This is a genomic window from Serratia liquefaciens ATCC 27592 (assembly GCF_000422085.1).
Lineage (GTDB): Bacteria > Pseudomonadota > Gammaproteobacteria > Enterobacterales > Enterobacteriaceae > Serratia > Serratia liquefaciens.
The window spans coordinates 2,917,252-2,938,916 of record NC_021741.1; the positions used below are offsets into that span (position 1 = coordinate 2,917,252).

The window sequence follows — 21,665 nt, forward strand, 5'->3', positions numbered from 1 at the left end:
GCCAAGAAGCGCATATCCCTGCTATGTTTAATGTTCGCCTTTTGAATGAAGATAAGGAACCAAGTATGTTTGGGAAAGCAGAAGACAAAGTAAATGAAGCTGCCGGCGCCGTTGAAGAAGCTTTTGGTAAAGCAACGGACTCACCGGATCATCAAGTCAAAGGCGCAGCCCGCAAATATGCCTCTCAGGCCAGTTACGCGGCTCGAGATGCTGCCGATACGGTGCGGACTCAGGTTGAATCTAACCCACTGGCCGGCGTAGCCATCGCCGCCGCCGTCGGGATTGTTTTCGGTTTCTTGCTGGGCCGTAAATAAGCGTTTTGACCTATCGTCACCGAAAAAAAGGCCCTGAGGGGCCTTTTTTATTGCGCTTTACCCAGGTTTCAAATCACGCGTGTGGTCAGTGATTTACCGTTGAGGGTGACTTTCAGCATGTCGCCAGAGCTCATCGGGCCGACGCCCTGCGGCGTGCCGGTAAGGATAATGTCGCCTGCACGCAACGTGAAAAAGCGGCTCATATAGCTGATCAGCGGCAGGATCGGCGTGATCATGTCGCGAGTATTGCCTTGTTGTCGCACCTGGTCATTGACCGTCAGGGACAGCTCCGCATTTTGCGGATCGCCAAACTCCGCGACCGGTATAAACCCGGATATCGGGCAAGAACCGTCGAAACCCTTGGCTTTTTCCCAAGGCTGCCCCGCCTTCTTGAAGCCCGCCTGCAGTTCCCGCAGCGTCAGATCAAGCGCAACACCGTATCCGGCGATGGCACGCGCCACGCGATCTTCATTAGCCTGCTTTAGCGGCGTACCGATCAGCACAGCCAGCTCCACTTCATGATGTACCGAACCAAACTCTTTGGGGATCACCACCGGCTGGCGAATATCGCACAGCGCCGTTTCAGGCTTGATAAACACTACCGGCTCTGCCGAGGTTGCACTGCCCATTTCCTTGATGTGATCGGCGTAATTACTGCCGACGCAAACCACTTTATTTACCGGAAAATCAAGTAATGAACCCTGCCAGTCTCTATGTTGATACATACCGCCTCTCCCTACAATCATGTAGGGGCTTAGCATGCTAAGCCCGTTATTCCACGCGCTGGTGGAGGCACCGCAGCCTTTTTCTATTGCCCGATACCGTCAGCCATCATACCCACACCGATCGCAAAATAGTAAGAGCGATTCCAGTGCATAATCGTGCGGAAATTATCATAAACCAGGAATGCACGGCCCTGCATGTCATCCGGTGTGATCAGCCAACTGCGCAGGCTGGAATGCGGCAGCGCTGAACCATCCGGACGCCGCACCCCGCGTTTTTGCCATTCATTGACGCTGTGCGCCTGGCTATCCTTTAACCCCACAGCCTCGGTGCTGAACCCGGCAGGCAACCTGACCTCTCTGCCCCAACCCACACCACGCTGCCAGCCTTCGCTCGACAGATAGCGGGCCGTGGAGGCAAAGACATCGTCAACGTTGTTCCAGATATCAATGCGGCCATCACCGTCGCCGTCCGCAGCATAGTTAAGGAACGACGTCGGCATAAATTGGCATTGCCCCATGGCACCGGCCCAGGAGCCTTTCAACTGCTCGCGGCTGACATGACCCTGCTCGAGGATTTGCAGCGCCGCCATCAGCTGTTGACTGAAGAACGCCTCGCGTCGCCCTTCAAAAGCCAAGGTGGCGAGCGCAGATATCACATCTTCACGCCCCTGGATTTTGCCGAAGGCGCTTTCCATGCCCCACAGTGCCACAACATAACGTCCCGGCACGCCGTAGTGCGCGGTGAGCCGCGAAAGCTTAGGATGATACTGCTGATATAGCGCACGGCCTTGTGCGATCTTGGCGGGTGGCAATACGCGTTTGAGGTAGTCGTCCAGCGTGATTTTCTTTTCCGGCTGATTACGGTCAGCCTTGATCACCCGATCGACAAAATGCACGTCGGTGAAAGCACTGTCGACAATCGCCGGGCTGATGCCCTGCGCCAGCGCCTGGCGCTTTAACTGTTCAACGTAGGCCGGGAACTGCGCAGGATCGCGACCCGTTTCAGAGAGTCGGCTCTGAGCCGCAGGAGTAGCTGTGCCCGACGAAGCTTCCGACGCCGATGTGGCCCCTTGCGCCATCGCCTGCTGACTGACTGTGCATCCTAACGTCAACAGCGTCGATAGCAGGGTTATTGCCGACAATCTCATCACGCGGCTCCTTTATCAGTTTTGAGCGCTTCCAGCCTCTCCTACATCTTCGCAGGTTATTTTTTGTCGCCAGACAAATGCTGGTTTAATAAATTTTCCAACGGCGGGGGGACCTGAAGATAAAACCCTTCTTCTTTCAGGGCTTCTTTCACTTTCTCAATATCCGCCGAGGCTAACTTTTCCCGCCCTTCAAGGGAAAGCACCATTGCCAATTGCGGCGTACCGAAACTTTTCATCAGATCTTCCGGCACACGGGAGAAATCGTCTTTTTTTTCGACATAAAGATAAGTTTGATCGCGTTTAGAACTTCTATAGATCACACAAAGCATGTTTTTAACTCTATTTAATTGGGGCAGCGTCTTGCCTGGATATAACTCTGACTATAACATGCTTATAGTACTTCGGAATATCGCACCCCGATTGGTATTCCGGGGATTTAAAGTTGCTGAGACTGAGTCAGGATAGATGTCACAATCGCCAATTGAGCTAAAAGGCAGCAGTTTTACCCTATCGGTTGTTCATTTGCATAATTCGGAACCCGAGGTAATACGTCAGGCGTTACTGGAAAAAGTAGAGCAAGCGCCCGCTTTTTTGAAAAACGCCCCTGTTGTTATCAACGTTGCAACGCTGAACGGCGACGCAAACTGGAAAGAACTTCAACAGGCTGTCACGGCAGCAGGTCTGCGCGTTGTGGGTATCAGCGGTTGCAGAGATGAGCGGCAGAAACGCGCAATAACCCGTGCCGGGCTGCCGTTGCTGAACGAAGGCAAAGGCCAAAAGATGGCCACACCGGAACCGGCGCCTGCGCCAGCCCCGGTGGTGGATCCCAACGCCCCCGCCAAGACGCGCATCATCAGTACCCCTGTCCGTTCCGGCCAACAAATTTATGCCCGCAACAGCGATCTGATAGTGACCAGCAGCGTTAGCGCCGGCGCTGAATTAATTGCCGATGGCAACATTCACGTCTACGGCATGATGCGCGGTCGTGCGCTTGCCGGTGCATCAGGTGATACACAGTGCCAGATTTTTTGCACGCACCTGGGTGCTGAGCTAGTCTCTATCGCAGGGCAGTACTGGTTGAGCGACCAAATCCCGTCCGACTATGTCGGGCAGGCAGTACGACTCAGCCTGTTGGATAACGCTTTAACCATACAACCTTTAAATTAAGCCCTTTTGACAAGGAATCCATTTCATGGCACGCATTATTGTTGTTACATCGGGTAAAGGGGGCGTTGGCAAGACCACTTCAAGCGCGGCCATCGCTACCGGTTTAGCCCAAAAAGGAAAGAAAACCGTAGTGATCGATTTCGATATCGGCCTGCGTAATCTTGACCTGATCATGGGCTGCGAACGCCGGGTTGTTTACGATTTCGTTAACGTGATTCAGGGTGATGCCACACTGAATCAGGCGTTGATCAAAGACAAGCGCACCGAAAATCTGTTTATCCTGCCAGCTTCGCAAACGCGTGACAAAGACGCGTTAACCCGCGAAGGCGTTGAGAAGATCCTCAACGACCTGGGCGAAATGGATTTTGATTTTGTGGTTTGTGACTCTCCGGCGGGCATCGAAACCGGCGCACTGATGGCGCTGTATTTTGCTGATGAAGCCATCATCACCACCAACCCGGAAGTCTCCTCAGTACGTGACTCTGACCGTATTCTGGGCATTTTGTCTTCCAAATCTCGCCGTGCCGAGAGAGGCGAATCGCCAATCAAGGAACACCTGCTGCTGACCCGCTACAACCCAGGTCGCGTCAGCCGTGGCGACATGCTGAGCATGGAAGACGTGCTGGAAATTCTGCGCATTCCATTGGTCGGCGTTATCCCGGAAGACCAATCCGTACTGCGTGCATCCAACCAGGGTGAACCGGTGATCCTCGACGCCGAGTCGGATGCCGGCAAAGCCTATGACGATACCGTTAGCCGCCTGTTAGGGGAAGAACGCCCCTTCCGCTTCATTGAAGAAGAGAAGAAGGGTTTCCTGAAACGCCTTTTTGGGGGATAAACCATGGCATTACTAGACTTCTTTCTGTCCCGCAAAAAGCAGACAGCCAATATAGCCAAGGAACGGCTGCAGATTATCGTCGCAGAGCGTCGTCGCGGGGACAGTGAGCCCCCGTATCTGCCTGATTTGAAACGCGATATTCTGGCGGTAATTTGCAAATATATTCAAATCGACCCTGAAATGCTGCACGTGCAGTTTGAGCAGAAAGGGGATGATATTTCGGTACTTGAACTCAACGTGACATTACCGGAATCGGAAGAAGTAACTAAATGAGTGTGACGCACTAATTACCCCCTGTATATTTTCTTGCAGGGGGTAACTGTATGCATAACCAGTTATTGAGATAAAAAGCGCCTAATAATCGTTTTTAGCCTTTGGGATTAATCTCAATTAATCTTGCGCCACTGTTGTTTAAAGTAAATGCTGTCGGTAAGTGTTGTTATGGTTATTTCTAATAAATAATCGGAGCAGCGTTTCCTTACCCTGCCCCAAGTTTTACCACTCGATTAATAATCCTTCAAAATAGCCTGCAGCGGCGCCGCCAATAAATCACCGCGCCAACCGCTGATTAATTCTGGCAGGCTGTCAGCACCCTTCAATTTCCAATGCCAATTCAGCAGTTGGTTAATCTGTCGGCGCGATGCCAGTAATTCACTGCTCAACCCGCTTTGCTCACTGACAATGACGATCGCCGCCTTGATATCCTTGAACACTTTCTTGTAGCCCGGCTGATCGATCAGGTTCGACAACGGTGCCGGCAGTGCAGCCTCATCCAGCTCATTAGCCTCTGCCACCAGCGCCAACAGCGTTTTACCGTGATAACGAATTTCCGGACCGCTCAGGCCCAGGGAGTCCAATTCCCCCAGCGATGTCGGCATATGTCGCGCCACCTGCCAAAGGTTTTCCTCACGTACCACAAAGTTTACCGCCAGATCGCGCTCACGCGCCTGACGCAGGCGCCATTCAGCCAGCTTCTGCAAGCAGCCCAACTGACGCGGACGCAGTTGCCAGGCATTGGTGATTTCACGGTAGGCCAATTCTGGCGCCAGCGTCTCGCTACGGCGTTGGCATAGCAACAGGCATTCGTTGTTAGCGGCAGCCGTCCAACCGGCCTCTTCCGTCTCCTGAACCAGCCGTTTGGCCATCGGCAGCAGATAGAACACGTCAGCCGCCGCATAAACGCACTGTTTTTCCGTCAGCGGGCGCGCCAGCCAGTCGGTACGGGCTTCGCTTTTATCCAACTCCACCTGCATATACTCCGCCACCAGGGTCGCAAAACCGCAAGACAGCGGTCGACCGGTGAAGGCCGCCAGAATTTGGGTGTCCACCATCGGAGTCGGCAGCGTTTTGAACGCGTTGAGGAACACTTCCAGATCCTCACTGCCGGCGTGCAGGAACTTCACAATCTGAGTATTACTCAGCAGCTCGATAAACGGCTGCCATTGCTTGATTGGCAGGGGGTCAATCAGGGAGAGTTGTTCACCGTCGTATAACTGAATCAGGCCTAACTGCGGATAATAGGTGCGCGTTCTGACAAATTCGGTGTCCAGCGCTATCTGGGCATGCTTTTTCGCCTGCTCGCAGACCTGCTGCAATCCGGCATCGGTAGTGATCAACTGATAGTTCAAAACGTCATTCTCTTGGTCGCTTTCATGATTCAAACACAACAACGCCGGCATTCACCGGCGTTGTTGATCTGTAAGGCGTGGATGATAACCTAGGCGGCATCGGCCGCCGCAGGTTTTTTCTGCTCATCACGCAGTTCTCGCCGCAAAATTTTACCGACGTTAGACTTCGGCAACTCGTCACGGAACTCAACAATTTTAGGCACTTTATACCCGGTAAGCTGCCGACGACAATGGGTCAACAGCTCTTCTTTGGTCAGCGAAGCGTCTTTCTTCACCACGCAAATTTTAACCGTCTCACCGGTTACCTCATTCGGCACGCCAATCGCCGCGCATTCCAACACTTTCGGATGCTGACTGACCACGTCTTCAATCTCGTTCGGGTATACGTTAAACCCGGAAACCAGGATCATGTCCTTCTTCCGGTCGACGACGCGGACAAAGCCCATCTCGTCCACTGTAACGATATCACCGGTCGCGAGCCAGCCATCTTTCAATACTTCATCGGTGGCATCCGGCCGCTGCCAGTAGCCTAACATAACTTGCGGTCCTTTGACCCACAGTTCACCCGGCTCACCAACCGGCACGTCCTGACCGTTATCGTCCACCAGCCGAATATCCGTCGAGGGTACAGGCAAACCGATACTGCCGCTGTAGTGTTTCAGATCGTAAGGGTTACCGGAGACCAGCGGCGCGCACTCCGTCAGGCCGTATCCTTCCAGCAAGTGCTTACCGGTGGTTTTCTCCCACTTGTCCGCCACCGATTTCTGTACTGACATGCCGCCGCCGACGGAAAAACGCAGCGTGGAGAAATCCAGCTTGTGGAAGTCCACGTTGTTCAATAGCGCATTGAACAGGGTGTTCACCCCACTCATGGCGGTGAACGGATATTTGCCCAGCTCTTTCACCAGCCCTGGAATGTCGCGTGGGTTGGTGATCAGCAAATTGCGCCCACCCAAATCGATAAACAGCAGGCAGTTCACCGTCAGCGCGAAAATGTGATACAGCGGCAGCGCCGTTACCACCAACTCCTGCCCTTCACGAAACAGCGGCAAATAGGCAGCTTTAGCCTGCTCCAGGTTGGCCTGCATATTACGGTGTGTCAGCATCGCGCCTTTGGCCACGCCGGTAGTCCCACCGGTATACTGCAGGAACGCCAGATCGGTGTTGATAATATCGGGTTTAACATACTGTTGGCGACGCCCGCGCTGGAGCGCACTGCGAAAAGAAACGGCAGCCGGTAGATGATATTTCGGCACTAGCCGCTTGATGTATTTGACGACGAAGTTAACCAGCGTGCCTTTGGCGGCGGAGAGCTGATCGCCCATACGCGTCAGGATCACATGCTTGACCTGGGTGTTGAACACCACTTTTTCCAGCGTATGAGCAAAGTTGGAGACGATCACAATGGCACTTGCGCCACTGTCGTTCAGTTGATGTTCCAATTCACGTGGCGTATACAGCGGGTTAACGTTCACCACCACCATACCCGCACGTAAGATACCAAACAGCGCGATGGGATACTGCAACAGGTTCGGCATCATCAGAGCAACGCGGTCGCCTTTCTGCAGCCCCAGCTCATTTTGCAGGTAAGCCGCGAAAGCCCGACTACGTTCTTCCAGCTTGCGGTAGGTCATCACCTCACCCATGTTAATGAAAGCCGGTTGATCTGCGTAGCGCTGAACCGCATTTTCAAACATTTCGACCAAAGATGAATAACGATCGGCGTCGATCTCTGCCGGAACATCCGCCGGGTAACGTTTTAACCAGACCTTATCCAAGGTATTACTCCTGAAATTATTATTCATTATCATCATCGCAGCCCCCAAATATGCAGCCAAACCATAACAATATTTTAACTCAGCAGACCAGTTTGAGTTTTAAACAATATTCAGGTTGCGATGTACGTCACTAATTGGCGGTCATTCCCTACGCCAAAAGAATAAGGCGGCCGGAGCCGCCCTATTAAAATTTAACAACAAGCAAGCATTACTCGGTAACGATGGTTTGCACCTGCACTGGGCCAGGGTTGTACCAGCCATACCCCACGCCCCAACCGGGGCCCCAGGTACCGCTACGCCAGCCCCAGGGGCCCATCGGCGCCGGTGGCATCATCACCTGTTGAGACAGATGCCAGCGTTTGTAGCCAGTGGCATTCATGGTAACAAATTTGTACGGTGTCATGCCGATCTTGCCGTCTTTCACGCCGGTGATTGGCCCAACTACCGTCACTAACTGGCCCTTAAAATCAACCGGTTCCAGGAAGCCATTAACCGAGGCTATCAGACGACCCCGTGACGGCTCACCCAATATCGGCCGGGCGCCGGAATCGAGCGGCACGGCCGCAATTTCCAGTAGCGTGCGCCCCTGCTCATTGGCAACGTTCACAACGGTACCGCCAAAGCGAGCTTCAGCCCCGACAAACAGGTTCGGCGCATTCTGTACCGAAGACAGCTGCTGCACCGGCGTTGCCGTGCTGCCTTTAATCGCATCAGGCACGGTTACGCAACCTGACAGCGCCAGCACGCTGCCGGCAATAGCCAGCAGCGACATTTTTTTACAAACAGTGCGGGTTAACATCGTCGCAATCTCCTGAAATGGCTGTAACTTTGACATCAATTCACGGAGCAAGTTGCAGATCATTCCTATCCCTATTGCCGCCAAAGCACAATAGGTTGCGGCTATTCGCGCCCCGGCAATTTTTTCCAGGTGACTTCATTACGCAAATAGGTCGGCTCGGCATTTTCTACCGCCACCGCCAAACCCTGTTGCCAGGCATGCAGCGCCAACGGCAGCATATCTTCCGCCTGCGGTAACAGCATTTGCCCATCGCTCAGGGTTAACGTGGAACCGGCAACCAAATCCGGATAGGTTTGCCAGCCGGTGCCGACATGCGCCCAGTGGCCTTGCAGACCTTGCGCGCGCACCAGCGCCTGCGCCGGGGTAAGTACCGCTTCACCTTCACTTTCAAGCCAGTTACCGTCTTGCTGACGTTCAAACTGACCCCAGTAGACTTCGCCCATACGCGCATCTATCGCCGACAGCACACGGTCAGCCCCGGTGAGTCGCCAGGCGCCCTGCGCCATGGTTTGCAGCGTGGAAACGCCCAGCAAGGGCAAGTCTGCGCCCAGCGCCAACCCCTGAGCAATGCCAATGCCGATACGCACGCCGGTAAAGCTGCCTGGCCCACGGCCAAAAGCCAGCGCATCGAGCTGGCCAAGGGTGACCCCGGATTCCGCCAGCACCTGCTGCACCATAGGTAAAATACGTTGCGTATGCTCACGTGGGCACAGCTCAAACAGGGCGTGGATTTCGCCTTGATTCCAGATAGCAACGGAACAGGCTTCCGTCGCTGTATCGATCGCTAAAATTCGCGTGGACATGCCAACCTCAGGCGGGAAAAAAACAGGGTTTTTCATACAGGGCGCGCATTGTAGCACAGCCCTGGGGTCACGCCTATCCGCTAGCGATCTGCCTGCAGGAAGGCAATCGCCTGGGCGATATCGCGGGTACGCGGCGTCGGCGGCAGGCTATTGAGGAAAACTTCGCCATAGGGGCGCATCACCAACCGATTGTCGCAAATCACCAGCACGCCGCGATCGTCGGTATCGCGGATCAGGCGTCCAACCCCCTGTTTCAGGGTAATGACCGCGTCCGGAAGTTGCACATCGTTAAACGGATCGCCACCACGTAATCGGCAGTCTTCAATCCGGGCTTTCAACAACGGATCATCGGGTGCGGTAAACGGCAGTTTGTCGATAATCACGCACGACAATGCATCGCCGCGTACATCTACCCCCTCCCAGAAGCTGCTGGTCGCCACCAACAGGGCATTGCCGGCCTCGACAAACTGAGCCAGCAACTGGCCCTTACTGGTTTCCCCCTGCAACAGCACCGGCAAGGTCATGGTGGCACGGAACTCTTCCGCCAGTTCCCGCATCATCTGGTGCGAAGTACAAAGGAAGAAGCAGCGGCCGTTATTGGCTTCAATCAGCGGCCGTAGCATGCGTGCCAATTGCCGCGCGCCGCCAGGCTGGTTTGGTGAGGGTAAAAAGCGCGGTACACACAGCAAGGCCTGTTTGGCGTAATCGAATGGGCTGGCCAGCAGCAGCGTTTTGGCCTTATTCAACCCCAGACGCTCTGTAAAGTGGCCCATCTGCTCGTTAACCGACAACGTTGCCGAGGTGAAAATCCAGCTGCCCGGTTTTTCATCCAGCAACTCACGGAAACGATCGGCCACCGTCAGCGGCGTCAACGCCAGTACAAAGTGACGCGAGTTGCACTCATACCAATAGCTGAACCCCGGTTCATTGACCTCTTTCAAACGTTTGAGACGGGCACGATATAACGTAGCGCGTTCAAAAGCCGCGTCCAACAAGGCCGAACGGCCAAGGGAAAGTTTGACCACGTCATAGCACAGCTCCAGCGCATCATCGAGCAGCAGCAAGGCACGTTGTACATTGGGCTGGCTCAGCACCTCGCGCAGGTTGCCGCGAAACCCTGGTTCTCCCAACATCAAACGAAAATCCTGCGTGCTTTGGCTGAGGCGGTCGGCGCTTTTTTGCAGCTGTGCGGCATCGCGCACTTCGGTGCGATAGGCAATGGAAATGTCTTTGGCCAGGTCCAGCAGTTGACGGCTGGTCAGTTGCTTACCGAAATATTGGCTGGCGATATCGGGGATCTGATGCGCTTCATCGAAGATCATCACATCGGCCTCAGGGATCAGTTCGGCAAAGCCGCCCTCCTTCACCACCATATCGGCCAGGAACAGATGGTGGTTCACCACCACCACATCGGCATCCATGGCGCGACGACGCGCTTTGACCACAAAGCAATCTTTATACAACGGGCAATCGCTGCCCAGGCAGTTGTCGTTAGTGCTGGTCACCAGCGGCCAAACGAAGCTGTCTTCCGCCACGTCGCTGCAACTGCTGATGTCGCCCTCTTTGGTCATGGACGACCATTTGCGCAGATGGACCAGATCGATCAGCGTTTGCCCGGCCAACTCGCCGCCAGCCATCGACTGTTGCTCCAGACGTTCCAGACACAGGTAATTGGAGCGCCCTTTCAGCAGCGCCATCTTGCCTTTGTACTTCAGTGCCTTGGCCACGGTGGGCAAATCGCGTGCATAAAGCTGATCCTGCAACGCTTTTGAGCCGGTGGAAATAATCACTTTGCGATCGGCCCGCAGTGCCGGCACCAGATAGGCGTAGGTTTTGCCGGTACCGGTACCCGCTTCGACCACCAGTTCCTGCTTGAAATTAATGGCTTCGGTGACCGCTTCCGCCATCTGCCGCTGTGCTTCACGCGGTTTGAAACCCTTGATTGCCTGCGCCAGGGCGCCGTCTGTTGCGAAATCGTCTGCCACGCTATCTCTCTGCCGATGTAATTCAGCGTTAATTATGCCTATCCTGCCGCACGGCTACCACCGACTTTATCGTCACACATTTCTGCCGATGGCTGTGTTACCCTTAACGCGATGATGATATGGAGATAATTGAATGAATATTGAACGAATTGATCCAGACAAACGTTGGTCCGAAGCCGTCGTTCACAACGACACCGTCTATTACACCAGCGTGCCGGAAAACCTGGATGATGACGCTACTGCCCAGACCGCGAACGCCCTGGCAGCAATTGACGTGATCCTGGCGCGCGTTGGGTCAGATAAAAGCCGGGTGCTGGACGCCACCATTTTTCTGGCCGACGATGCCGATTTTGCTGCCATGAACGCCGCCTGGGATGCCTGGGTAGTTGCGGGTAGCGCGCCGGTACGCTGCACCGTGCAAGCCAAATTGATGAATCCGAAGTACAAGGTCGAAATCAAAATTATTGCTGCGGTATAAACGAAAAAACCGCAGACGATAACGCCTGCGGTTTTATTTTTACCTGCTGCTTAAGCCAGCTTGATGATCACCATACCTGCCAGCAACAACACCAAACCAATCCAGCCTTTGGCATTCAGGCGCTGACCGAACAGGATCCAGCCGGCGGCGATTGTCGCGGCAATACCGAAACCGCCCCACAATGCATAAGCCACCGACAGGTCTATCCCCTTCACCGCCTGTGCCAGAGCACTGAACGCCCCCAGCACCGACAGCAATGACAGCAGGCCTAACCAGATTTTACGGAAACCGTCTGACATCTTCAGGAAGATGTTGGCGACAATTTCCAACACAATCGCCAGTCCCAAGAACCCAATGTGGTACAACTCAAGCTGTTGCATGGTTGTCACCTCGCGGGCTGGCCTGTTTTCGTGGTTTGCGGGTACCGGACTTCACCAACAAGATCCCGGCGATCAACGTCACCAGACCCAGCACCTTCAAGGTCGAGATGGGCTCATCGAACCACAATACGCTGAACAAGGTAATAAACAGGATACCGATCCCTTCCCACAGCGCGTAAGCAACGCCAAGGGCAACGCGTTTAATCGCCAATGACAGCATGACGTATGATGCAGTGATCATCACATACATCACAATGTGACCGGTCATGCCGCCGCTCACGCTGGCGTATTTCATGGACAGGGTACCGATAATTTCGGCCACGATGGCCAAGCCTAAAAAGATCCAATAAATCATAATTTCTCTCCCAAACGGCGAATAACGCACGCTAAGGCATATTTATCCCGATTTATCTCGTCAGACAGGCGCAACGAGGCGCTGACGACGCAGAGATCCCTGGGGATAAACTGACCCAAACGTAATAAAGAAGTTTGCCCGGCTACGCGGAATGACGGAGGACTGAGCCTGTCACCAGCACCGGTTAAGGGAGAAAGACGCTATAGCTCGCTGCACCAGTGATGCTCACTGGCAAGGATGGCAGACAGGAAAAGCTGGCAAGTAGAGGTTCTGAGGGTAATTCCATTAGTTGTCATCATAATTATTCTCTATTCTCAGCCGCACATTATCTTGTTACACGGAGTGCGATTTGCCCAATATCCTCATCAAGTAAAATTTTCAACTGCGATAGTTGTACCATAGCCAAAAAAAGAAAGCAAACCGCCGTTTTCACAAAAACGAATAAAAAAAAGTTTAAAAATAAGAAAGTTAAGTAATTTAAAAATAAAAAAAGGCTCAACAAGTCGTTGAGCCTTCGCTTAGCGTGGTGCGGGCAAATAATCGTCAAACCCAGACGCGGCGCGGGTTAGACCGCAGCGCCGCTGACCGCGGTACGTGCCAGTTCGGTGATGCGAGCGTAGTCGCCCTTTTCCAACGCATCGGCCGGAACCAACCAGGAACCGCCGATACACAACACGCTTTTCAGCGCCAGGTAATCACGGTAGTTGTTTGGCGTGATGCCCCCGGTCGGGCAGAAACGCACCTGCGGGAATGGACCGCCGATCGCCTGTAACGCCTTCACGCCACCGTTGGCTTCCGCCGGGAAGAATTTGAACTCACGCAGCCCGTGATCCATACCCAGCATCAGCTCTGAAACAGTGCTAATACCCGGAATCAATGGAATCGTGCCTGCGGTTGCGGCCTTCAGCAGCGCGTCCGTCAGGCCGGGGCTGATAGCGAATTGCGCACCGGCCTCGGTCACTGCCTGCAACTGCTGCGGGTTAATCACCGTACCGGCACCGATAATTGCCTCCGGCACCTCTGCCGCGATAGCGCGGATTGCCTCCATGGCGCAGTCGGTGCGCAATGTGACTTCCAGCACGCGCACACCACCGGCTACCAGCGCCCTGGCCAGCGGCACCGCATGTTCCAGCTTGTTGATCACTATCACCGGAACCACCGGGCCTGCGGTCAGGATCTGTTCTGCGCTGGTTTTCCAGTTTTTCATCGTTACTTCTCCATTACTTACGGGTTATCAATGGCACGCCCCTGCCACAGGGCCCCACGCATTAAAGCGCAGGCGTCCGGCCGTACCCCAAGTGATGTTGCGCCCCGGTACTGCGGGCAAAAAAATGCCGGCAGATAAGCTGCCGGCAGGGTGATTACTCGAACTCGTTCCAGGAACGGCCGTCACGGGTGATCATCGCCACTGAAGCGACCGGGCCCCAGGTGCCGGATTGGTACGGCTTAGGTGCCTCGTTATCCGCTTTCCACGCGTCCATAATGGAGTCAACCCACTTCCAGGCTTCTTCCACTTCGTCGCGGCGCACGAACAGCGCCTGGATGCCACGCATGGTTTCCAGCAACAGACGCTCATAGGCGTCAGCCACATGCTCCTGGTTGAAGGTTTCGGAGAAACTCAGATCCAGCTTGGTGGTTTGCAGACGGTGCTTGTGATCCAGACCCGGCACCTTGTTCAACACCTGAATTTCGATGCCTTCATCCGGCTGCAGACGAATGGTCAGTTTGTTCTGCGGCAACTGCTGGTAAGAATCGCTGAACAGGTTCAATGGCGGGTTCTTGAAGTAGACGACCACTTCAGAACATTTGGTCGGCAGACGCTTACCGGTACGCAGGTAGAATGGCACACCGGCCCACTGCCAGTTGTCGATATCAACGCGGATTGAGACGAAGGTTTCAGTATTGCTGCTTTTATTCGCCCCTTCCTCTTCCAGATAACCCGGCACCTTTTTGCCCTGCACGAAGCCAGCGGTGTACTGACCACGCACCGTGGTTTCACGTACATTGGTCTGATCGATGCGGCGCAGTGAACGCAGTACCTTCACTTTCTCGTCGCGAATACGGTCAGTCGTCAGGTCCGCCGGTGGCGACATGGCAATCATGGTCAGGATTTGCAACAGGTGGTTCTGGATCATGTCGCGCATCTGACCGGCCTGGTCAAAGTAGCCCCAGCGCCCTTCAATACCCACCTCTTCCGCTACAGTGATCTGTACGGAGTCGATGGTGCGGTTATCCCAGTTGGAGGCGAACAACGAGTTGGCGAAACGCAGCGCCAGCAGGTTCAGTACCGTCTCTTTGCCGAGATAATGGTCGATACGATAAACCTGGCTCTCGTTGAAATATTCCGCGACCTGATCGTTGATCACGCGTGAAGAAGCCAGATCGGTGCCCAGCGGTTTTTCCATTACCACGCGCGCCGGCTCGTGGTTCAACTTGGCTTCGCCCAACCCTTTGCAAATCGCGCCAAAGGTGCTTGGCGGCATGGCAAAGTAGTTAATGGTGGTGCGATGTTTCTGGTCCAGCATTTTACCCAATTTGGTAAAATTCTTGCTGTCGTTCACATCCAGGTTGCAGAAATCCAGGCGCGCACTCAGCGTCGCCCAGAGCTCGTCATCCAGTTTTTCTTTCATAAAGGTGCCAAGCGCTTCCTTGACCACCTTGATATAGGCTTCTTTATCCCACTCGGCACGGCCGACGCCGATGATGCGGGTATCCGGATGGATATGACCGGCTTTCTCTAACTGGTACAGGGAAGGCAACAGCTTACGACGCGCCAAATCGCCTTTCGCGCCGAAAATAACCAGGTCACACGCCTGGGCTGTAGAGGTTACCGCCATGTTCATCTCCTCGTTGCAGGATATTTGTAATTTTCTTACATTACTACTGTACTCTCTTTGACTACGGCCAGTAAACCCGGATCAAAAGTAGAAAAAAAGCCCCAGAAAATGCAGTGTTAAGCGCTACCGGCTCTAAACGTAGGTGCCCGAGCCAAAAACTGTAATTTTCTGTCTTTTTTGATGCTCTTTTACCATTATGAAAGTTAGACACAGGTCATGTTCTGATGAAAAAAGCCTGCATACCCTCTGTCGACACTGCCAACGGTTACCAGCACGTAGTATATTTCCATTAAACCGGCATTGATTTCTCCTTTGATTGAAATCGACATACCCTATGGATTTCAAGTTATAGCAACTGCCATCACCCCGCTGTAGCTTGAAATGCGACGGGTATAAACCATGAGTGACCCTCGTTATATGAATACGCTGGAAAAAATCCAGAGTCATCTGGAGCTGCTGAGCAAATCTGAACGGAAAGTCGCTGAGGTGATCCTGGCCTCCCCGCAGACCGCCATCCACTCCAGTATCGCGACGCTGGCCAGAATGGCAGACGTCAGCGAACCCACCGTCAACCGTTTTTGTCGCCGTCTCGATACCAAAGGCTTCCCCGATTTCAAACTGCATCTTGCCCAAAGCCTGGCCAATGGCACTCCGTACGTAAACCGTAACGTGGAGGAAGATGACAGCGTCGATGCCTATACCGGTAAAATATTCGAATCGGTGATGGCCAGTCTGGATACAGTAAAGGCAAATTTGGATATTGCCGCAATCAATCGTGCGGTTGATCTACTTACCCAGGCAAAAAAAATCTCTTTCTTCGGTTTGGGGGCCTCTGCGGCGGTCGCTCACGACGCGATGAACAAATTTTTTCGCTTTAATATCCCGGTGGTCTACTTCGACGATATCGTCATGCAACGTATGGGCTGCATGAATTCCAGCGAAGGGGACGTAGTGGTGTTAATCTCCCACACTGGTCGTACCAAAAACCTGGTGGAAATGGCGCAGCTGGCGCGTGAAAACGACGCCACGGTTATCGCCATCACCTCACGCGATACCCCTCTGGCGCACGAGGCAACCCTGGCGTTGTTGCTTGATGTTCCCGAAGATACCGACGTTTATATGCCGATGGTGTCACGAATTGCGCAATTAACGCTCATAGACGTGCTCGCCACCGGATTTACCTTGCGCAGAGGGGCCAAATTCAGAGATAACTTGAAGCGGGTCAAGGAAGCGTTGAAAGAATCGCGCTTTGATAAGGGTGTCGTTATCCCCAACAATTTCGACTCGTAACCGATGTGAAAAAACCTGTCGTTCAAGATCATCTGGACGGCGGCATTAGAGGCAGTACCCTGTTAAAACGCTCATGCGGGTAACCCAGGTGAAACATCAGTGTAGTAAAATTACATTTCACTCCAGGTTTCGTTATCCGACGTTATCGCAACACCAATAATTTGCTTCACCAGTCAACGGAGTAATACATGTCCAGACGGCTCAGAAGAACCAAAATTGTTACCACCCTGGGTCCGGCTACTGACCGCGACAATAATCTGGAAAAGATCATTGCCGCAGGCGCAAACGTAGTTCGGCTAAACTTTTCCCACGGCACGGCAGAAGATCATCAGGCTCGCGCCGACAAAGTGCGCGAAATCGCTGCCAAGTTGGGACGTCACGTCGCTATTCTGGGTGACCTGCAAGGGCCGAAAATTCGTGTTTCCACCTTTAAGGAAGGCAAAATCTTCCTTAACATCGGTGATAAATTCCTGCTCGATGCCAACATGGCCAAGGGCGAAGGCGATAAAGAAAAGGTCGGTATCGACTATAAAGGCCTGCCTGCCGACGTGGTGCCGGGCGACGTACTGCTGCTGGACGACGGCCGCGTACAGTTGAAAGTGCTCGAAGTTCAGGGCATGAAAGTCTTTACCGAAGTGACCGTTGGCGGCCCGCTGTCCAACAACAAAGGCATTAACAAACTGGGTGGCGGCCTGTCCGCAGAAGCCCTTACCGAGAAAGACAAGGCCGATATCGTCACCGCGGCAAAAATCGGCGTCGATTATCTGGCGGTTTCCTTCCCGCGCACCGGCGAAGATCTGAACTATGCCCGCCGTCTGGCGCGCGATGCTGGCTGTCACGCCAAGATCGTTTCCAAGGTTGAGCGTGCCGAAGCCGTCTGCAGCGACGAAGCCATGGATGACATCATTCTGGCCTCCGACGTAGTGATGGTTGCCCGTGGCGATCTGGGCGTCGAAATCGGCGATCCTGAACTGGTCGGCATCCAGAAAAAGCTGATCCGCCGTGCTCGCACCCTGAACCGTGCCGTGATCACCGCGACCCAGATGATGGAGTCGATGATCACCAACCCGATGCCGACCCGCGCCGAGGTAATGGACGTGGCGAACGCCGTGCTGGACGGCACCGACGCCGTGATGCTGTCTGCCGAAACCGCCGCGGGTCAATACCCGGCCGAAACCGTAGCCGCAATGGCGCGCGTTTGCCTGGGCGCGGAGAAGATCCCAAGCATCAATGTCTCCAAGCACCGCCTGGACGTACAGTTCGACAACATTGAAGAGGCTATCGCCATGTCTTCAATGTACGCAGCCAACCACCTGAAAGGTGTTACCGCGCTGATTGCCATGACCGAATCCGGCCGTACCGCACTGATGATGTCACGCATCAGCTCCGGCTTGCCTATCTTCGCCATGTCGCGCCATGAACACACGCTGAACCTGACCGCACTCTATCGCGGCGTGACCCCGGTGTACTTCGACAGCCATAACGACGGTGTTATCGCCGCCAATGACGCGGTTAACCGCCTGCGTGATAAAGGCTTCCTGGTCTCGGGTGACCTGGTGATCGTCACCCAGGGTGACGTGATGGAAACCGTTGGCACCACCAACACCAGCCGTATTCTGCGCGTCGAGTAATCTGTCCTGCCGCCGGCCGTTAACGCGGTCGGCATTTTTTCCCGCACCGCCCTTTCCCCCTGTTAAACTCGTCGCCTGTCGCCACCATGGCAAACGGAGAGGCTTCGATGCTTCATCAACACCCACAGCAAAACCGCACGGCACAAAGTCTGGATCTGGACGGTCAGGGGCTGGAAAATCTGGACGATACCTGTCTACAAGGCAACTCACTGCTAAAAATCAGTCTGTATAACAATCGGCTTCGGCAATTCCCACGGCAGATTTTGCAGCATGCCGATCTGCAGGTATTGAACATCTCTTGCAACCAACTCAGCGAACTGCCAACTGAAATAGGCCTGTTGAAACAGCTGGCCATGCTCGATTGCGGCCATAACCAGGCCAACCAGATACCGGCCGGGATCGGTGAGCTGCGTGAACTGACTTATTTATACCTCAGCGATAACGCCTTTCGCGATCTGCCCCTCGAACTGGGGCGGTTACATAAACTGCGGTATTTGAATGCGACAGATAACCAACTGAGCGAATTGCCTACGGCAATCGTGCAACTCGGCGCGCTGCAGGAACTGCGGCTTTACAATAACCAGATTGCCTTGTTGCCTGAGACGTTCGGCCAGTTGACCGCCCTGCGGGAACTGCACCTGATGAATAATCGTCTGGTTGCACTACCAGAGCAAATAGCCCAACTCTCTGCGCTGAGGGTGCTGGATGTGGAAAATAACGCTATCAGCCAGCTGCCAACCACTTTGGGTCGGCTGGCCAACCTGACTCACCTCAACCTCAGAACCAACCGCCTGCAACAGCTACCGACGTCTTTTGGTCAGCTTAAGGCACTAACCACGTTGGATCTGCGCGCTAACCGCCTAAGCGCCCTGCCTGACAGCCTGGCCGAGTTAACCCAGTTACAGCGGTTGGATCTGCGCTGGAACAACTTTGCCGAAATGCCTGCCGTGCTGGAGCCGCTGATTGCCCAAGGTTGCCTGGTGCATATTTGAACCGTCAGAAACAGCAAGGGCCAGTCACCCGCAGATGACTGACCCTTGCCTGACGCCAAAACTGAGCTTAGCGGTATAAATCGTCGCGTGAATAGGGTTCGATTTCCCCTTCTTTGCGCGTTTTCAGCAGCTTGAGGATCCAGGTGTACTGTTCCGGGTTGGGACCTACCAGATTCTCCACTTCTTCATTCATCCGGCGGGCAATGGTGCGATCGTCGGCCGTCGCCAGGTCGTCCATCGGCGGACGTATATGGATATCCAGCATGCTGGTTTTACCGTCATAGACCGGGAACAGCGGCACAATGGCCGCACGACAGACCTTCATCAGACGCCCGACCGCAGGCAGCGTAGCTTTATAGGTCGCAAAGAAATCCACGAATTCGCTGTGTTCTGCTCCGTGATCCTGGTCCGGCAGATAATAGCCCCAATACCCCTGACGCACAGAACTGATAAACGGCTTGATGCCGTCATTGCGCGCGTGCATGCGACCGCCGAACTTGCGACGTACGGTGTTCCACAGATAATCGACCAGTGGGTTGCTTTGGTTATGGAACATCGCCGCCATCGGCTGACCACGAGCTGCCATCAGCATCGCCGGAACATCCACCGCCCACCCGTGTGGTACCAGGAAAATCACGTTACGCCCTTCTTCACGGATTTTATCCAGCACCTCTTCACCGTGCCAGCGAACGCGCTTCAACACTTTCTCAGGTTGGGTACAGGCCAGCTCCGCCATCAAGATCATCGATTGCGGTGCGGTGGCGAACATCTCGTCGATGATATGTTCACGCTCGTTTTCGGGCAGCTCAGGCAGGCAGTACAATAGGTTGATGCGCGCACGACGTCGAGCGCCTTTTGCCACCTTGCCGGCCAATTTACCCACGGCGCCGAGCACAGGATCGCGCAGACGTGCAGGCACCAGTGAAATACCGGCCATTAACCCGGTTCCCAGCCAAACGCCCCAGTAGCGCGGATGGTAAAAGGCTTTCTGAAATTGCGGAATGAACTCTAGGTTCGATTTTTTCTCGTTTTGCATGCACAAGCTCTTAACATAGCGGTTCGGCTAATCATAATTGCAAAGGGTGATTTTGCAATTCACAACGGCGAAGCACCAATATAAAACAACATCGGCCCGTAATCAGGCCGATGGAATCACTGGCGCGGTAACGCGCCGGGGCAAAGGGATCAATCCAGCTGCAGCTGAGGCACCACTTCTTTCACCTGCGCCAGATAATCGCTGCGATCTTTACCGCTTAGCCCTTCTGAACGCGGCAGTTTCGCCGTCAGCGGGTTGACCGCCTGCTGGTTGGTCCACATTTCGAAGTGCAGATGCGGGCCGGTTGAGCGCCCGGTGTTACCGGATAGCGCGATGCGATCACCCCGTTTCACCTTCTGGCCTGGCTTAACCAACAGCTTTTTCAGGTGCATATAACGCGTGGTGTACTGGCGACCATGGCGGATGGCCACGTAGTTGCCCGCGGCACCGCTGCGTTTGGCGATCAACACTTCACCGTCGCCCACTGCCAGCACCGGAGTACCGACCGGCATCGCGAAGTCGACGCCTTTGTGCGGCGCAATGCGCCCGGTGACCGGATTCACACGGCGTGGGTTGAAGTTTGAAGAGATGCGGAACTGCTTCATGGTTGGGAAACGCATAAAGCCGCGCGCCAGGCCCGAGCCCTGACGATCGTAGAATTTACCGTCTTCGGCACGGATGGCGTAATAGTCTTTGCCGCCGGTGCGCATACGCACACCCAGCAGCTGACTTTGTGCGCTCTTACCGTCAAAGTGTTCGCGGGACATCAATACCGAGAACTGATCCCCTTTGCGCAGTTTGCGGAAATCCAACTGCCACTGCAGCGCTTTGATCACCGCATTGATTTCAGCACGGCTCAGACCGGCATCGCCGGCGCTGCTGACGAAACTGCCGTTCAGCCGGCCGCTGATCACATTGTTGCGCCATTCGCCCTGCTGCGACTCCTGGGTTTCTTTGAAGTTGTTACCTACGCGGTCATAGGTGCGGGTTTCACGCCGGGAAACTTCCCAGGTCAAACGCTGCAGATCGCCGGCATCGTTCACCGTCCATGACAGCTGCTGGCCAATTTTCAGATTACGCAGATCGCGGTTTTGCGATGCCAACAGCGTGACATCCGACATATCTATGCCGTATTGGGTCAGAATGCTGCCCAGCGTATCACCGGTAGAAACAACATATTCATGCACGCCATCCTCGCCGGCGACCTTTTGGTCCAGCTCATCCTGTGGGATGTCATCATCGGGGGTGGCTTGGTCGAGATCGATCGGTTCGCTGGCTTCTGGCAGCAAGGATCGTAATTGACTGGATTCTAACTCAATGCTTTTAACGATGGGGTTATGTTCTGGGTGATAAACAAAAGGCCGCCAGACGGCAACGGCCAATGTAACCACTGTCAGCGACCCCAGCATGACGCGGTGGGGCCGTGGCAGATTGTTATACGCCAGAGCGATAGTTCGGACTATCTGCTGCACTCGATTTTA

22 protein-coding genes are annotated in these 21,665 nt (G+C 54.3%); 8 read left to right on the plus strand and 14 right to left on the minus strand.

The window, feature by feature from the left end:
* The first annotated feature begins 65 nt into the window (after window positions 1–65).
* Window positions 66–314: a CsbD family protein gene (locus M495_RS13580; RefSeq protein WP_012145476.1), complete on the plus strand. Its 249-nt coding sequence runs from the start codon at window positions 66–68 to the stop codon at window positions 312–314.
* 68 nt (window positions 315–382) lie between these two features.
* On the opposite strand, the gene M495_RS13585 is transcribed toward M495_RS13580, so the two are convergent.
* The 3 genes from M495_RS13585 to M495_RS13595 form a co-directional block, all read right to left on the minus strand.
* Window positions 383–1,039, minus strand: a complete 657-nt coding sequence (locus M495_RS13585) for a fumarylacetoacetate hydrolase family protein (protein ID WP_020827238.1) — start codon at window positions 1,037–1,039, stop codon at window positions 383–385.
* 83 nt (window positions 1,040–1,122) lie between these two features.
* Window positions 1,123–2,187 carry a lytic murein transglycosylase gene (locus M495_RS13590; RefSeq protein WP_041414629.1) on the minus strand — a complete coding sequence of 355 codons (1,065 nt, stop codon included), beginning with the start codon at window positions 2,185–2,187 and terminating at the stop codon, window positions 1,123–1,125.
* Between the two features lie 56 nt (window positions 2,188–2,243).
* On the minus strand, window positions 2,244–2,516 hold the full coding sequence (locus M495_RS13595; RefSeq protein ID WP_020827240.1) for a YcgL domain-containing protein: 273 nt from the start codon (window positions 2,514–2,516) through the stop codon (window positions 2,244–2,246).
* A gap of 136 nt (window positions 2,517–2,652) precedes the next feature.
* Between M495_RS13595 and minC the strand changes: the two genes are divergently transcribed.
* Genes minC through minE form a run of 3 tightly spaced genes read left to right on the plus strand, consistent with a single transcriptional unit; the run spans window position 2,653 to window position 4,465 of the window.
* Entirely contained in the window at window positions 2,653–3,354 is a 702-nt protein-coding gene (minC, locus tag M495_RS13600) for a septum site-determining protein MinC (protein WP_020827241.1), read from the plus strand.
* Between the two features lie 25 nt (window positions 3,355–3,379).
* Window positions 3,380–4,192 carry a septum site-determining protein MinD gene (minD, locus tag M495_RS13605; RefSeq protein WP_020827242.1) on the plus strand — a complete coding sequence of 271 codons (813 nt, stop codon included), beginning with the start codon at window positions 3,380–3,382 and terminating at the stop codon, window positions 4,190–4,192.
* A 3-nt stretch (window positions 4,193–4,195) separates the two neighbouring features.
* Window positions 4,196–4,465 (plus strand): cell division topological specificity factor MinE, encoded by a 270-nt coding sequence (minE, locus tag M495_RS13610; protein WP_012145482.1) that lies wholly within the window; start codon window positions 4,196–4,198, stop codon window positions 4,463–4,465.
* A 233-nt stretch (window positions 4,466–4,698) separates the two neighbouring features.
* Here the strand turns inward: minE and rnd are convergent, their stop codons facing one another.
* From rnd to M495_RS13635, 5 genes are all read right to left on the minus strand, one after another.
* Window positions 4,699–5,820: a ribonuclease D gene (gene rnd / locus M495_RS13615; protein WP_041415435.1), complete on the minus strand. Its 1,122-nt coding sequence runs from the start codon at window positions 5,818–5,820 to the stop codon at window positions 4,699–4,701.
* Window positions 5,821–5,909: 89 nt separating this feature from the next.
* Window positions 5,910–7,598: a long-chain-fatty-acid--CoA ligase FadD gene (gene fadD / locus M495_RS13620; protein ID WP_020827244.1), complete on the minus strand. Its 1,689-nt coding sequence runs from the start codon at window positions 7,596–7,598 to the stop codon at window positions 5,910–5,912.
* A 208-nt stretch (window positions 7,599–7,806) separates the two neighbouring features.
* Window positions 7,807–8,397: a Slp family lipoprotein gene (locus M495_RS13625; RefSeq protein WP_041415437.1), complete on the minus strand. Its 591-nt coding sequence runs from the start codon at window positions 8,395–8,397 to the stop codon at window positions 7,807–7,809.
* A 101-nt stretch (window positions 8,398–8,498) separates the two neighbouring features.
* On the minus strand, window positions 8,499–9,200 hold the full coding sequence (gene tsaB / locus M495_RS13630) for a tRNA (adenosine(37)-N6)-threonylcarbamoyltransferase complex dimerization subunit type 1 TsaB (protein WP_041415440.1): 702 nt from the start codon (window positions 9,198–9,200) through the stop codon (window positions 8,499–8,501).
* Between the two features lie 80 nt (window positions 9,201–9,280).
* Window positions 9,281–11,185, minus strand: coding sequence for an ATP-dependent DNA helicase (locus tag M495_RS13635; protein ID WP_020827247.1), 1,905 nt, complete (start codon window positions 11,183–11,185; stop codon window positions 9,281–9,283).
* 133 nt (window positions 11,186–11,318) lie between these two features.
* Here M495_RS13635 and M495_RS13640 point away from each other — a divergent pair, with 133 nt between their 5' ends.
* Window positions 11,319–11,663 (plus strand): RidA family protein, encoded by a 345-nt coding sequence (locus M495_RS13640; RefSeq protein ID WP_020827248.1) that lies wholly within the window; start codon window positions 11,319–11,321, stop codon window positions 11,661–11,663.
* Between the two features lie 50 nt (window positions 11,664–11,713).
* Here the strand turns inward: M495_RS13640 and mdtI are convergent, their stop codons facing one another.
* The 4 genes from mdtI to zwf form a co-directional block, all read right to left on the minus strand.
* On the minus strand, window positions 11,714–12,043 hold the full coding sequence (mdtI, locus tag M495_RS13645; protein ID WP_020827249.1) for a multidrug/spermidine efflux SMR transporter subunit MdtI: 330 nt from the start codon (window positions 12,041–12,043) through the stop codon (window positions 11,714–11,716).
* Complete coding sequence (gene mdtJ, locus M495_RS13650; RefSeq protein WP_020827250.1) at window positions 12,030–12,398, minus strand: multidrug/spermidine efflux SMR transporter subunit MdtJ; 369 nt, start codon at window positions 12,396–12,398, stop codon at window positions 12,030–12,032. Before mdtJ ends, mdtI begins: the two co-directional genes overlap by 14 nt.
* 565 nt (window positions 12,399–12,963) lie before the next feature.
* Window positions 12,964–13,605: a bifunctional 4-hydroxy-2-oxoglutarate aldolase/2-dehydro-3-deoxy-phosphogluconate aldolase gene (locus M495_RS13655; protein ID WP_020827251.1), complete on the minus strand. Its 642-nt coding sequence runs from the start codon at window positions 13,603–13,605 to the stop codon at window positions 12,964–12,966.
* A gap of 154 nt (window positions 13,606–13,759) precedes the next feature.
* Complete coding sequence (gene zwf, locus M495_RS13660) at window positions 13,760–15,235, minus strand: glucose-6-phosphate dehydrogenase (protein WP_020827252.1); 1,476 nt, start codon at window positions 15,233–15,235, stop codon at window positions 13,760–13,762.
* 417 nt (window positions 15,236–15,652) lie between these two features.
* Between zwf and M495_RS13665 the strand changes: the two genes are divergently transcribed.
* The 3 genes from M495_RS13665 to M495_RS13675 all read left to right on the plus strand — a co-directional run bounded on the left by M495_RS13665 (window position 15,653) and on the right by M495_RS13675 (window position 19,148).
* Window positions 15,653–16,525: a MurR/RpiR family transcriptional regulator gene (locus tag M495_RS13665; RefSeq protein WP_020827253.1), complete on the plus strand. Its 873-nt coding sequence runs from the start codon at window positions 15,653–15,655 to the stop codon at window positions 16,523–16,525.
* A gap of 188 nt (window positions 16,526–16,713) precedes the next feature.
* Complete coding sequence (pyk, locus tag M495_RS13670) at window positions 16,714–18,156, plus strand: pyruvate kinase (protein ID WP_020827254.1); 1,443 nt, start codon at window positions 16,714–16,716, stop codon at window positions 18,154–18,156.
* Between the two features lie 107 nt (window positions 18,157–18,263).
* Window positions 18,264–19,148: a leucine-rich repeat domain-containing protein gene (locus tag M495_RS13675; protein ID WP_020827255.1), complete on the plus strand. Its 885-nt coding sequence runs from the start codon at window positions 18,264–18,266 to the stop codon at window positions 19,146–19,148.
* A gap of 67 nt (window positions 19,149–19,215) precedes the next feature.
* On the opposite strand, the gene lpxM is transcribed toward M495_RS13675, so the two are convergent.
* Together lpxM and mepM are read right to left on the minus strand one after the other, a co-directional pair.
* Window positions 19,216–20,184 (minus strand): lauroyl-Kdo(2)-lipid IV(A) myristoyltransferase, encoded by a 969-nt coding sequence (lpxM, locus tag M495_RS13680; protein WP_020827256.1) that lies wholly within the window; start codon window positions 20,182–20,184, stop codon window positions 19,216–19,218.
* 149 nt (window positions 20,185–20,333) lie between these two features.
* Window positions 20,334–21,656 carry a murein DD-endopeptidase MepM gene (gene mepM, locus M495_RS13685; RefSeq protein ID WP_041414635.1) on the minus strand — a complete coding sequence of 441 codons (1,323 nt, stop codon included), beginning with the start codon at window positions 21,654–21,656 and terminating at the stop codon, window positions 20,334–20,336.
* Window positions 21,657–21,665 lie beyond the last annotated feature (9 nt).

Bases quoted from the DNA above. Each gene is read 5' to 3' on its own strand.
- M495_RS13665 (WP_020827253.1), top strand. From the start codon at position 15,653: ATGAATACGCTGGAAAAAATCCAGAGTCATCTGGAGCTGCTGAGCAAA.
- M495_RS13675 (WP_020827255.1), top strand. From the start codon at position 18,264: ATGCTTCATCAACACCCACAGCAAAACCGCACGGCACAAAGTCTGGAT.
- pyk (WP_020827254.1), top strand. From the start codon at position 16,714: ATGTCCAGACGGCTCAGAAGAACCAAAATTGTTACCACCCTGGGTCCG.
- M495_RS13655 (WP_020827251.1), bottom strand. From the start codon at position 13,605: ATGAAAAACTGGAAAACCAGCGCAGAACAGATCCTGACCGCAGGCCCG.
- M495_RS13595 (WP_020827240.1), bottom strand. From the start codon at position 2,516: ATGCTTTGTGTGATCTATAGAAGTTCTAAACGCGATCAAACTTATCTT.
- tsaB (WP_041415440.1), bottom strand. From the start codon at position 9,200: ATGTCCACGCGAATTTTAGCGATCGATACAGCGACGGAAGCCTGTTCC.
- mdtI (WP_020827249.1), bottom strand. From the start codon at position 12,043: ATGCAACAGCTTGAGTTGTACCACATTGGGTTCTTGGGACTGGCGATT.
- mdtJ (WP_020827250.1), bottom strand. From the start codon at position 12,398: ATGATTTATTGGATCTTTTTAGGCTTGGCCATCGTGGCCGAAATTATC.
- zwf (WP_020827252.1), bottom strand. From the start codon at position 15,235: ATGGCGGTAACCTCTACAGCCCAGGCGTGTGACCTGGTTATTTTCGGC.
- minE (WP_012145482.1), top strand. From the start codon at position 4,196: ATGGCATTACTAGACTTCTTTCTGTCCCGCAAAAAGCAGACAGCCAAT.
- M495_RS13625 (WP_041415437.1), bottom strand. From the start codon at position 8,397: ATGTTAACCCGCACTGTTTGTAAAAAAATGTCGCTGCTGGCTATTGCC.
- M495_RS13585 (WP_020827238.1), bottom strand. From the start codon at position 1,039: ATGTATCAACATAGAGACTGGCAGGGTTCATTACTTGATTTTCCGGTA.
- M495_RS13640 (WP_020827248.1), top strand. From the start codon at position 11,319: ATGAATATTGAACGAATTGATCCAGACAAACGTTGGTCCGAAGCCGTC.
- M495_RS13580 (WP_012145476.1), top strand. From the start codon at position 66: ATGTTTGGGAAAGCAGAAGACAAAGTAAATGAAGCTGCCGGCGCCGTT.
- M495_RS13590 (WP_041414629.1), bottom strand. From the start codon at position 2,187: ATGAGATTGTCGGCAATAACCCTGCTATCGACGCTGTTGACGTTAGGA.
- lpxM (WP_020827256.1), bottom strand. From the start codon at position 20,184: ATGCAAAACGAGAAAAAATCGAACCTAGAGTTCATTCCGCAATTTCAG.
- minC (WP_020827241.1), top strand. From the start codon at position 2,653: ATGTCACAATCGCCAATTGAGCTAAAAGGCAGCAGTTTTACCCTATCG.
- minD (WP_020827242.1), top strand. From the start codon at position 3,380: ATGGCACGCATTATTGTTGTTACATCGGGTAAAGGGGGCGTTGGCAAG.